The organism is Nocardia sp. NPDC050712, assembly GCF_040654295.1.
GTDB lineage: Bacteria > Actinomycetota > Actinomycetes > Mycobacteriales > Mycobacteriaceae > Nocardia.
This window is the reverse complement of sequence record NZ_JBFAHT010000007.1, coordinates 1-11,506: the sequence shown is the minus strand read 5'-3', so window position 1 is coordinate 11,506 and position 11,506 is coordinate 1. Positions and strand designations below refer to the sequence as shown.

The following is an 11,506-nucleotide window of genomic DNA, read 5'->3' as shown; positions in this document are numbered from 1 at the left end:
AGTGGTGCCGGTCACGTCAGGTCGCCTGGCCGCCCGCCGAATCCGGAGCTTGCGCACCGGCTTTCGGAGTGTCCTCGGTGGGATCGGTGCCGGCGTCGAGCGCGTCCCAGAGCACCCGCTCCGACAGCGCCCCGTCCGGTTTGTCCGCGGTGCGCTGCTTGCTGACCTCTTCGGTGGCCGCCTCCCGGCGCGCCACCGGATTGTCGTATTTGCCCGACAGCTGCGCGGTATCGCGCGGCATCCGTGCCAGCAGGACCGAGGCGCCGAACGCGGCCAGCGCGGCCAGCAGCGCCAGCACGGACGGCAGCGGGGCCGTACTGGCCGCCGTGACGGTAGCCCGGGCCGGCAGTTCGGCCAGCGCGGCCGCGCGCTTCTCCAGATCCCCGGAGCCGGTCAGCAGCGCGAAGGACGGCACGGCGGTCACCGCGGCCACCAGCCCGACCAGCACGCCGATCAACCGGCGCGGCCAGCCCCGGGTGGCGAGCACGGCGGCCATGCCGGCCAGCAGCACCAGCGCCAGCGGGGTCAGCGCGCCGAACCACACGCCGCCGTTGAGCTCGTTCGTGCGCGGCTCGGTGAGACCGTCCGAGGAGGACACCGTCACCCAGGTCATCCGGGACGATCCCCACATCAGGGCGGCGGCCAAGGCCATCAGGACGAGCGGTAGGCGCACTCCGGCGTTGCGGGGAGCGGGTCGATCGGGTTCAGCGGTCATGCGGATCAGCCGTTCTCGCTTCGATTCTCGGCGCCGTAGACGCGCACCGTCTCGGCCGCGGCGATGGCCTTGAGCACCGCCATCGCCTTGTTCCGCGATTCGACGTCCTCGTAGTCCGGATCGGAGTCCGCGACCACGCCCGCGCCGGCCTGCACGTAGGCGGTGCCGTCCTTGAGCAGCGCGGTGCGGATCGCGATCGCGGTGTCGGCGTCGCCCGCGAAGTCGAGATAGCCGACGACGCCGCCGTAGACGCCGCGCCGGGTCGGCTCGAGTTCCTCGATGAGTTCCATGGCCCGCACCTTCGGCGCACCGGAGAGCGTGCCCGCCGGGAAACAGGCGCGCACCGCGTCGAGCGCGATCTTGCCGGGGGCGAGCCGGCCCGAGACGGTCGACACCAGGTGCATGACGTGGCTGTACCGCTCGATGTGCCGGTACTCGGTGACGCGCACCGTGCCCGGCTGGCACACCCGGCCCAGATCGTTGCGGCCCAGATCGACGAGCATCAGGTGCTCGGCGTTCTCCTTCTCGTCGGCCAGCAGGCCCTTCTCCAGCAGCAGGTCGTCCTCTTCGGTGACGCCGCGCCAGCGGGTGCCCGCGATCGGATGGGTCGTCGCCACGCCCTCTTTCACGGTGACCAGCGCTTCCGGGCTGGAACCGACGATGGAGAAGGCGGTGCCGCCGTCACCGTCGGGCACGTGGATCAGGTACATGTACGGGCTCGGGTTCGAGGCGCGCAGCATGCGGTAGAGGTCGAGCGGGGTCCCCTGGTAGTCCATCTCGAAGCGCTGGGAGAGCACCACCTGGAAGGCCTCGCCCGCTTCGATCTCCTTGACCAGGCGGCGCACGCCCGCGCCGAACTCGTCGGGCGTGCGGCGGCGGCGGTACTCCGGTTCGGGCTGATCGAAGACCGAGACCGTGGACACCGCCGGCGCGGCCAGCGCCTCGGTCATGCGATCCAGACGGGCGACGGCGTCGTCGTAGGCCTCGTCGACGTTGTCGGTGGTGCCGTTCCAGTTGACGGCGTTGGCGATCAGGGTGATCGCGCCCTCGTGGTGGTCGAAGGCGGCCAGATCGGTGGCCAGCAGCAGCACCATCTCGGGCAGCTGCAGGTCGTCCTCGGCCAGGGTGGGCAGGCGTTCCATCCGGCGCACCGCGTCGTAGCCGAGGTAGCCGACCATGCCGCCGGTCAGCGGCGGGAGTCCGGGTAGGCGCTCGGTCTGCAACAGTTGCAGGGTTTCGCGCAGCGCGAGCAGCGGATCACCGCCCGACGGCGCGTCCACCGGGGCGTGGCCCAGCCAGGCGGCTTCCCCGTCCACCACGGTCAGCGCGGACGGGCTGCCGGCGCCGATGAACGACCAGCGCGACCAGGAGCGCCCGTTCTCCGCGGACTCGAACAGGAAGGTCCCCGCGCGGTCCCCGGCCAGCTTGCGGTAGGCCGACAGCGGAGTCTCCGAGTCCGCCAGCACCTTTCGGATCACGGGGACCACCCGGTGCTCCGCGGCCAGGAGATGGAACTGGGCGCGGGTCGTGGTGGTGGGTGAGGACGCGGCAGCCATTGCACCATCATCCCAAGTGCGACTGCCCGGTCTGCGCTCGGGCCGCGCATCGCGCTGACCAGGAGCCCGGCAAACCGTACGAGCCGGTCACGGCCAACCGACCGGTTTTCATCCCCCCGAATCGCATGTGGCGGGCGTCACTACACTCGCTGCGTTCACACAGCTAGCTGGATCCCCAGCCACGTGGTCACGAAGATCGAGAGGAGACAATTGATGTACCCCTCGCAACAGGCGGGCCCGGATGGCCGGCATGCCGCGCCGGGCGGGATGCCCGGTCAACCCCCGCGGATGGTCGGCATGAATGGCATGGGCGGCCCCCAGGTTGCCAGTACCTACAACGCGCTCGCTTCGTTCGTCACCTATGTGAAGGCGCTCGAGTCGCTGGATCGCAACCACTTCCCGGACGAGTACGCCGATCACAGCGACCGCATCCGGGAACTCAAGCCGTTCCTGCGCGCCCACGGCATCCTCGATGTCATGGAAATCAGGAATCCCGAGGTCGCCGCGCTCGTGGGCTTCTGACCCTTCCTCGTCCCGCATCCCCGTCGTTCCGGCCGCCCTCACCTCGTCACGGTCGTGACCGCGGGGATGCGTTCGAAGGTAATCTCCGAGCCATGCAGACAGGACAGCTCGCTCCGCAGTTCGAACTTCCCGATCAGACCGGCACCCCCCGCTCGCTCGACGCACTGCTCGCCGACGGCCCCGTGGTGCTGTTCTTCTATCCGGCCGCGAATACCCCCGTGTGCACCAAGGAGGCGTGCCACTTCCGGGATCTGGCCACGGAGTTCAAGGAACTCGGCGCGACCTGCGTCGGCATCAGCGCCGACGGTGTCGACACCCAGGCCGGCTTCGCCGCCAAGCAGAACCTGAGCTATCCGCTGCTCTCCGATGTCGACCGCGGCGTCGCCGCGCAGTTCGGCGTCAAGCGCGGGCTGCTGGGCAAGCTGGCCCCGGTCAAGCGGCAGACCTTCGTCATCGGCACCGACCGCGTCATCCAGAAGGTGATCTCCAGCGAACTGGGCGCCGACGTGCATGCCGACGACGCGCTGAAGTTCCTGCGCGCGAACGCCAAGTAGGCAAAGTCCTTTTTGGGCGAAACGCCGGGCGGGCTGCCCCAATAAGAGCTGGTCAGCGGCATACGCTGAGGCTATGACGATGCGCGAGGGGCAGCCGGTCGAACCGAACTCCACAGCCAGCACCTGGCGCACGCGACTTTTCGGCGGCCTGGCCGTGGTCGCGGTCCTGGTGATCGCGTACTTCATCCTCAGCGCGTTCATCCCGCGGTGGTGGGCCCAGCGCCTCGGCGAGTCCATTCACGGCAGCTTCTCCAAGGGCATCTGGTGGGGCTTGATGCTCGGCGGCCTGTGCACCCTGATCCCCTTACTTCTGCTCCTGTTCGCCGGCACGATGTGGCGGCGCCGCGGCGGGAAGTTCATCGCGGGCGCGGCGGCCGTGCTCGCCTTCGTCGTGGCGGTGCCGAACCTCATGACGCTGACCATCGTGTGGGGCGGAAACAATGCCGCGCACGCCGGTGAACGGGTGCTCGATGTCGACGCTCCGGCCTTCCGGGGCGCGACCCTCGTCGGCGTGATCATCGCCGTCCTGCTGTTCCTGTTCATCGCCTTCCTGACCGCGCGCCGGGGCTGGCGCCGCCGGCACGCCGCCAAGGCCGCGACCGCGCCGGAAAACCGCACCGAAACGATCTACAGCGCGCCGGATACCACCTACGCCGATCCGGACACGAAGCCGACACGCCACGACGCAGTGTGAATGCCCTCACCGTCTGAAGTAACTGTGTGCCGGTCGAGCGAAATCGTGGCAAACTCGATGGCGCGGGTGACTGTGCACCACTGACGGACCCACGTCACTTCGCTCGAGAGAAGGCGCATAGTGACGAAATGGCTCAACCCTGCTGAACAGCGGGCATGGCGCGCGATCGTCGCGCTGATGACCCGGTTGCCGAGCGCCTTGGATACCCAATTGCAGCGCGAGTCCGGGGTTACCCACTTTGAGTACTGGGTGCTGACTTTGCTGTCCGAAGAACCGGGCCATCGACTGCAGATGAGCGACCTGGCCAGCAAAGCTAATTCGTCGCTATCGCGTTTGTCGCATGTCGTGTCGAAACTGGAACGACTCGGCTGGGCCGAACGCTCGGCGCAGGCCGGCAAGCGCGGCGTGCAGGCGGTGCTCACCGACGCGGGGTATCAGAAGGTCGTCGCGGCTGCCCCCGGGTATCTGGAGGCGGTCCGGAACCTGGTCTTCGACGGGCTCTCCGAGGAGGAGAAGTCCCAGCTGGCCGAGCTCAGCGAGATCCTGGCCAAGCGCCTCAGCGAGGCGCTGACCCAGCCCAACGACGACTAGTTCGGCTCCCCCAGCAGCACGTCGGCGTCGAAGCAGGTGTGCGTGCCCGTGTGGCAGGCCACACCCTCCTGATCGACCACCAGCAGCACCGTGTCGCCGTCGCAGTCCAGGCGCACCTCGTGCACGTACTGCGTGTGCCCGGAGGTCTCGCCCTTCACCCAGTACTGCTGGCGCGACCGCGAGTAATAGGTCGCCTTGCGGGTTTGCAGCGTGCGGGCCAGCGCCTCGTCGTCCATCCAGGCGACCATCAGCACATCCCCGGTGCTCTTCTCCTGCGCGACCGCGGCGACCAGCCCCGCCTCGTTGCGCTTGAGCCGGGCGGCGATAGCGGGATCGAGACTCATCGGACCACAATCCCTTCCGCACGCATGGAATCCTTGACCTGGCCGATGGTCAGGTCACCGAAGTGGAAGACGCTGGCGGCGAGCACCGCGTCCGCGCCCGCGTGCACGGCCGGTGCGAAGTGCTCCAGCGCGCCCGCGCCGCCGGAGGCGATCACCGGCACCGTCACCGCGGCGCGCACCGACTCGATCATCTTCAGGTCGAAACCGGCCTTGGTGCCGTCGGCGTCCATCGAGTTGAGCAGAATCTCCCCGACACCCAGCTCGGCGCCGCGCACGGCCCACTCGACCGCGTCGATGCCGGTGCCGCGCTTGCCGCCGTGCGTGGTGACCTCCCAGCCGGACGGCGTCGCGGGCTGACCCTGCGGCACGGTGCGCGCGTCCACCGAGAGCACGATGCACTGCGAACCGAACCGCTCCGACATCTCGCGCAGCACCTCCGGCCGGGCGATCGCGGCGGTGTTCACCGACACCTTGTCCGCGCCCGCGCGCAGCAGCCGGTCCACGTCCTCGACTGTGCGCACGCCACCGCCGACGGTCAGCGGAATGAAGATCTGCTCGGCGGTGCGGGTGACCACATCGATCATGGTGCCGCGGTCGCCGGTGGAGGCGGTGACATCGAGGAAGGTCAGCTCGTCGGCGCCCTGGGCGTCGTAGGTGGCGGCCAGCTCGACCGGATCACCGGCGTCGCGCAGATTCTCGAAGTTGACGCCCTTGACCACCCGGCCCGCATCCACGTCCAGACACGGAATCACGCGTACCGCCAGGGTCATTGCCTCAACCTTCGCTTTCTTCACCGACGACCGTGCTGATCATCTCGAGCAATTCTTCGTGCACTCCCGGGGCGGCGGCCAGCACCGATCCCGAGGTGATGGTCCAGGGCGCGCCGGCCAGATCGGTGACCACGCCGCCCGCCGCGCGGACCAGGGCGACCCCGGCCGCGTTGTCCCACGGGTGATGTCCGAACACGATCGCGCCGCCGAGTATTCCGGCGGCGGTGAACGCCAGATCGATGCCGGTGGAGCCGTGCATCCGGACCCGCGAGGACAGGCTGCTGAGCGGGCCGAGCAGATCGAACCGGAAACGGCCCGGGATACGGCCGTGCGAATCGACGTTGAACGCGCCGAAGCCGATCATCGCCTCGGCCAGCTTGGCGTGCGGCAGGCGCGGCATCGGCTCGCCGTTGTAGAGCACCGGCCCCTCGGCGGTGGCCGCGTAGCGCTGACCCAGATTCGGCAGCCAGGTCAGGCCGAGCAAGGGCACGCCGTCGTGCACCAGCGCGAGCAGCATGCCCGCCAGCGGATGACCGGAGGAGTAGTTGAACGTGCCGTCGATCGGGTCGAGCACCCAGGCGGTACCCGAACCCAACTGCGGGCCGCCGAACTCCTCGCCGTGCACCTTGATCCCGGTGCGGTGCTCCAGCTGACCGGAGATGGTGCGTTCCAGCTCCAGATCCAGTTCGGTCGCGAAGTCGTTGCGGCCCTTGGTGACCGCGCTCGGCGCGCCGAGCCCCTCGATGAACCGCGGGATGGCGGCGTCGAGGATTTCGCTCGCGGTGTCGAGCAGTCCGGGTAGATCGGCGATCTGGTCGGCGGCCATCCCGGTCAGCGCACCGCGGCGAGTGCCTCGGGCAGCGTGAACCGGCCCGCGTACAACGCCTTGCCGACGATGGAGCCTTCCACGCCCTCGGGCACCAGCCCCGCGATGGCGATCAGATCCTCGACCGTCGAGACGCCGCCGGAGGCGATCACCGGCGCGTCGGTGGCCGCGCAGACCTCGCGCAGCAGGTCCAGGTTCGGGCCGGTCAGGGTGCCGTCCTTGGTGACGTCGGTGACCACGTAGCGGGTGCAGCCGTCACGCTCCAGGCGTTCGAGCACCTCCCACAGGTCGCCGCCGTCGCTGACCCAGCCGCGGCCACGCAGCCGGTACTCGCCGTCGATGACGCGCGCGTCCAGGCCGACGGCGATCTTGTCGCCGTACTCACCGAGCGCGCGGGCGCACCAGACCGGATCCTCGAGCGCGGCGGTGCCCAGGTTGACCCGCGCGCAGCCGGTGGCCAGCGCGGCCGCCAGCGAGGCGTCGTCGCGGATGCCGCCGGACAGCTCCACCTTGACGTCGAGCTGACCGATCACCTCGGCCAGCAGTTCCCGGTTGGACCCGCGGCCGAAGGCGGCGTCCAGGTCGACCAGATGCACCCATTCCGCGCCGCCGCGCTGCCACTCCAGGGCCGCCTCCAGCGGCGAACCGTAGTTGGTTTCGCTACCGGCCTCCCCCTGCACGAGGCGCACGGCCTCACCATTGGCGACATCGACAGCAGGTAGCAGCACAAGACTCACTCGTCGCAGTTTAGTTGCTGCCGCGGGTCCCGCCGTCCCCGGGCGGGCCTGCGCAAACGTGTCCTTTGTCAGGTGCGGGTGTGATCATCGCGGATCGGGGGTAGCCGGGCGCCAGTTGGCGGGGTCACGCGTGGCCGGCGATTCGTTCTGCGCGCCGTCCAGGCGCTGGTCCAGGTCGGTCAGATGCCGCAGTGCGGGCGCGGTGACGGATCCGGGCCGCCTTCGATAAAACCCCGCTCGGCCAGGTCGGTGCGAGGAAGCCATGATGTCGCTACGGGTGCACCAGACCAGCTCGGCCTGACTGGTTGGGGGGTCGAATTCCCGCAGCTTGGTGAGCAGTGCGCAGTGGCGGCGTGCCTCGTTTCGGATGGCCCGGCGCGGCCCACCCGCACCCGGCCCTGACTTGGGCTGCGGCTCAGACGACCTCTGGGTGGTCGGCCCGCACCTCGCTCTGACTCAGGCCGCGGCCCAAACGACCCCGGCGTGGGCGACCGGCACTCTTGCCCCGACTCAGGCCGCGGCCAGTACTCGGGCGCGGTAGCAGACCAGCGCCGCCGCGACGGCGAACACCGCCGTGGCCAGCGCGGCCGCGATCCGGAAACCCTGGCCGATCAGGAATTCCGTTGCCGCGCTCTCGATTTCGCCGAGTGTGTGCTGATCCCGGTCGTCGAACAGGATGCTCGCGCGCGGCCACTGGTAGAGGATCGAGAGCAGGAACTGCCCGCTGATCAGCGAAACCAGCGACGCGGCGACCCAGCCCCGGGCGCGCCGGAAGTACAGCGCGGCCCCGAGCGCCGCCAGCGCGCACAGCGTCAGCACCATCCCCATCGGGCGCATCACGTCGCCCACGGCGACCACGCTCATGAAATCCTCGGTCTGCGCCAGCGACTCCGGAATATCGCGGAAAATGTTGGGGTACAGCAGCATTGTCTCGGCCGCGGTGGTGGCGAAAGCGAACGCGGCAACCACCGAGTACACGCTCAGCACCGTCAGCGGAAAAGTGATCGACTTCATATTGGCCTCCGCCGTCGACGCTAGGCCGCCACGGGGCCGGGGGGATCCGGCATCCGCCCCCCTTGCGGCTCGGGGTTCACCCCGATATCGCCGCCGGATCCCCGAAAACTACTGCGTAGACGGGTTGTTAAGAAGACCCTAAGATCAACTTCTCCGCGCCTGCGGAGGAAACGACCGCTGCGTCAGCAGCCCCGGGGGAAAGTTCGACCGTGCACGACCAATCCAACCTGCCTATGGCACCCGCCGCACCCGGCAGCCCTGCTCCCGAATCCGAAACCGCCTTGGGCGCTACGGATCTCGGAACCGCCACCGCTTATCCGCCGCCCGGTCAGACTGGCTCCGGGACCGTCAGCGACGGTCCGCCGCTGTCCGCGCCCACCGATCCCGGGACAGCGGCCAATCCGTCGGGCATCGAAGCGGTCGCCGCCGCTCCATCGCCTACAAGTCCCGAGACAGCATCGGCTGATCCGCGATTCGGCTTGCCAGACATCGACGCGGGCGCCGCCTACTCACCGCCACCCACAACCGCAGACCCTGGGACAGCTTCCGCCTACCCGCCCCCAGGTCCACCGGCCGTCGACGAGCGCGCTGCCCATCCGCTGCCCGGCACCCCGGATCTCGAGGCTGCCGTTGACTATTCACCGCAGAGCCCGCCGGAGTTTGAGGCGGCTACCGCCTATCCGCCACCGCTTGCGGCGCTGGATGCCGGGGGTGTCAACGGTTACTCACCGCAGGGCCCAGCGGAACTCGGAGCTGGCACCGTTTATCCGCCACCGCCTGGGCCGCCGTTTACTCTGCCTCCGGTTCCCTCGGCAGCGCCCCGGCGGCGCTGGCTGGTGCCGCTCGTCGTCTTCGCGGTGACCGTGCTCGCGGCCGCGGCGACCGTCACCGGATATTTTCTGACCCGTCCCGAACCCGTGAAATGGGCTGTCGACGACTGTGTCACGCTGACCACCGCGACCATCCCCACCGAGTACAAGTGCACCGACAACACGATGGCGATGTACCGCATCGCCGCGCGTGAGGACGTGGTCTACCCGCTGGATACGGCATGCGCGAAGTACCCCGACGTGACCAGGGCCGTGGCCGAACCGGTGGCCACCGGTGCGCAGCCGGGCGCGGTGCTGTGCCTGGTGCCCACGGTGTTCAACAAATTCGATCCGGGCAGCCTCGCCGCCGGTGACTGCGCCGAGATCAAGAACGCCGGCGAGTCGATCGTTCGCGCCGAATGCGTCGTCAACAGCACGGCCGTGCGGATCATCGGCACCGAACTGCACAGCAAGGTCCCGGTCGTCGACCAGGCCTGCCGTACCCACTCGCGAGCCCGGCAGGCCTTCGCGCAGGCCTCGCTCGGCGGCCGCGCGATCGTACTGTGCACCGTGCCTATGGCCCCGTCGGCCCTGGCGAACGCCGAGACGGGCAGCTGCGTCGCGGAAAACAGCCAACGCCTCGTGGACTGCGCCGGACCGAGCGCGAAACACCGCGTCCTGACCCTGCGCACCCTGCACCACCGCCCCGACCGCCCCCAGTGCCTCGATGCCCCCAGCTCCAGCGCCTTCACCATGAACACCAGCGACAAGGTCGACTTCGTCCTGGCAGTCTGCATGGGCCCCGCCGCCGGAGACCACGCCCTCTACGCCCAGATCGGCGAATGCCTCACCGAGCCCGCGCGCAGCACCAGCGGCGCCGGTGCCCGCCGCGTCGACTGCGCCGACCCCGCCGCCGCCAGCGACGTCATCGGCCGCTTGGAGCAGCAGGACGCCAACTGCCCCAGCGAATGGACATCCAAGATCAGCTGGGACAGCGGCATCACCGGCGGTCTGACAGTCTGCCTGCGCCATAGATAGTTTCACCGTTAACGGACTACGGCCTGCTGTACCGCCGGCAGCTCCGAACCCCAGAGACTCACTGCCACAAACGTCGATCAGCACTCGGCTCGGCGTGCCGGCAGCCCGGCTGGACCGGCGTGGACGACCCAGCCGGCAAATTCATCGAGCGCACGAAATCACCGACGGCCACAATCAGCGTGGATGGCGGGATCCCGAGCACGCTGAACGCCTGCTCGGGCTCGGGTAGCTTCACCCGGCCTGCGGGTCCTCGCGCATCAACCGCGCGAAAGCCCGCAGGCCGGACAGTATTTCGCGCTGATCGGTGACACCGTTCAGGGCGGCGTCGAAGCGCCCGGCCAGCCCTGACATCCGCTGCTCGACGGCGTTCGCGCGGCCCAGCAAGTCGGCGTGATCGCGGGCGACGACCTCCCGCACCGACCGCTGTTCTGCGGTGGCGCGCTCACTCTGCCGCCGCACATCGTCACGCAGATCATCGATCTGCCGAGCGTCCGACTCCTGCCACACGGCCATCGCGGTCTCCAGCGCGTCGAGCTTTTCCGCGCCCGCCCGCACCTGCATTCGCAGCTCGAGCACATCGTCGTGCGGGTAGGAGATATCGCGAGCCAGCGCCGCGATGCGGTGTCGCAGGTACCCGAAATACGCACCCGCAGGCCGCAAGACAATGCTCACCAGAAAGAACCCGCCGACCAGGTAGGCGATCGCATACCCCGAAACCAGCGCGACCCCGCCCGCCACCAGCGCCGAGCCGACATGCGCCCCGACCGCGAGCAGCAAGAGCCGCTTCGCAAGCCCACGCACCTCCCGCTCCGGCGTCACCGCGATATCCCGCCCTCGCGCCGCCGCAATCCGATGCTCGGCCTGCCGCGCGGCGAAATAAAGATTCCACGGCACCGTCACGACCACGGCCACCCAGAAGAACGCCACGAACCCGAGCACCCCGCCGAGCACCGTCGCCGCATCCACGTCCCCCCAAATCAACAGCGCGGCAACAACTGTCGCCACCCCCGTAGCCGCCCAGAACAGTCCCCAGTGCTTACTCATCTCGCCAGGTTCCCGTAACCCCTTGCCCGCCAGCACCGTACGACTACTCGAACTCCGTAGGTAAGACGTGCATCCCCGAGGTTGGGAAGATTGCCGATCCGGCCACCGGAACGCGCCCGGGCCGAGGTGTGGGCCGTGGCGGCCGCCGGCGATTCCTTCGATAACGCAAAAAGGCCCCCAACAATGTTGGGGGTCTTTCGCAAAGGATGTTCCGGCGGTGTCCTACTCTCCCACACCCTGTCGAGTGCAGTACCATCGGCGCAGGTGGCCTTAGCTTCCGGGTTCGGAATGG

Annotated in this window: 13 protein-coding genes; 5 read left to right on the top strand and 8 right to left on the bottom strand. The window is 69.1% G+C overall.

The window, feature by feature from the left end:
- Nucleotides 1-16: 16 nt before the first annotated feature.
- Nucleotides 17-715, bottom strand: a complete 699-nt coding sequence (locus tag AB0H76_RS37660) for a TIGR02234 family membrane protein (RefSeq protein ID WP_357332257.1) — start codon at nt 713-715, stop codon at nt 17-19.
- Between the two features lie 5 nt (nt 716-720).
- Nucleotides 721-2,271 (bottom strand): anthranilate synthase component I, encoded by a 1,551-nt coding sequence (locus tag AB0H76_RS37655; protein WP_357332255.1) that lies wholly within the window; start codon nt 2,269-2,271, stop codon nt 721-723.
- A 183-nt stretch (nt 2,272-2,454) separates the two neighbouring features.
- Here AB0H76_RS37655 and AB0H76_RS37650 point away from each other — a divergent pair, with 183 nt between their 5' ends.
- From AB0H76_RS37650 to AB0H76_RS37635, 4 genes are all read left to right on the top strand, one after another.
- The gene (locus AB0H76_RS37650) at nt 2,455-2,793 is read left to right on the top strand and encodes a hypothetical protein (protein ID WP_357332253.1); all 339 of its coding nucleotides are present in this window, start codon (nt 2,455-2,457) and stop codon (nt 2,791-2,793) included.
- 92 nt (nt 2,794-2,885) lie between these two features.
- Complete coding sequence (locus AB0H76_RS37645) at nt 2,886-3,347, top strand: peroxiredoxin (protein WP_357332251.1); 462 nt, start codon at nt 2,886-2,888, stop codon at nt 3,345-3,347.
- Nucleotides 3,348-3,420: 73 nt separating this feature from the next.
- Nucleotides 3,421-4,041 (top strand): permease, encoded by a 621-nt coding sequence (locus AB0H76_RS37640; protein WP_357332249.1) that lies wholly within the window; start codon nt 3,421-3,423, stop codon nt 4,039-4,041.
- A 177-nt stretch (nt 4,042-4,218) separates the two neighbouring features.
- Nucleotides 4,219-4,632 carry a MarR family transcriptional regulator gene (locus AB0H76_RS37635; protein ID WP_357332525.1) on the top strand — a complete coding sequence of 138 codons (414 nt, stop codon included), beginning with the start codon at nt 4,219-4,221 and terminating at the stop codon, nt 4,630-4,632.
- On the opposite strand, the gene hisI is transcribed toward AB0H76_RS37635, so the two are convergent.
- The 5 genes from hisI to AB0H76_RS37610 all read right to left on the bottom strand — a co-directional run bounded on the left by hisI (nt 4,629) and on the right by AB0H76_RS37610 (nt 8,323).
- Nucleotides 4,629-4,976, bottom strand: coding sequence for a phosphoribosyl-AMP cyclohydrolase (gene hisI, locus AB0H76_RS37630; RefSeq protein WP_357332247.1), 348 nt, complete (start codon nt 4,974-4,976; stop codon nt 4,629-4,631). The genes AB0H76_RS37635 and hisI overlap by 4 nt on opposite strands.
- On the bottom strand, nt 4,973-5,746 hold the full coding sequence (hisF, locus tag AB0H76_RS37625; protein ID WP_194820266.1) for an imidazole glycerol phosphate synthase subunit HisF: 774 nt from the start codon (nt 5,744-5,746) through the stop codon (nt 4,973-4,975). The genes hisI and hisF overlap by 4 nt, the downstream gene beginning before the upstream one ends.
- Before the next feature lie 4 nt (nt 5,747-5,750).
- Entirely contained in the window at nt 5,751-6,572 is an 822-nt protein-coding gene (locus AB0H76_RS37620) for an inositol monophosphatase (protein ID WP_357332245.1), read from the bottom strand.
- Between the two features lie 5 nt (nt 6,573-6,577).
- Nucleotides 6,578-7,309 (bottom strand): bifunctional 1-(5-phosphoribosyl)-5-((5-phosphoribosylamino)methylideneamino)imidazole-4-carboxamide isomerase/phosphoribosylanthranilate isomerase PriA, encoded by a 732-nt coding sequence (gene priA / locus AB0H76_RS37615; RefSeq protein ID WP_357332243.1) that lies wholly within the window; start codon nt 7,307-7,309, stop codon nt 6,578-6,580.
- Nucleotides 7,310-7,819: 510 nt separating this feature from the next.
- A complete protein-coding gene (locus AB0H76_RS37610; RefSeq protein WP_357332241.1) occupies nt 7,820-8,323 on the bottom strand; it encodes a hypothetical protein in 504 nt (167 codons plus the stop codon).
- Nucleotides 8,324-9,159: 836 nt separating this feature from the next.
- On the opposite strand from AB0H76_RS37610, the gene AB0H76_RS37605 reads away from it, so the two are divergent.
- Nucleotides 9,160-10,170: a hypothetical protein gene (locus AB0H76_RS37605; protein ID WP_357332239.1), complete on the top strand. Its 1,011-nt coding sequence runs from the start codon at nt 9,160-9,162 to the stop codon at nt 10,168-10,170.
- A 231-nt stretch (nt 10,171-10,401) separates the two neighbouring features.
- On the opposite strand, the gene AB0H76_RS37600 is transcribed toward AB0H76_RS37605, so the two are convergent.
- A complete protein-coding gene (locus tag AB0H76_RS37600) occupies nt 10,402-11,214 on the bottom strand; it encodes a hypothetical protein (RefSeq protein WP_357332237.1) in 813 nt (270 codons plus the stop codon).
- Nucleotides 11,215-11,506 lie beyond the last annotated feature (292 nt).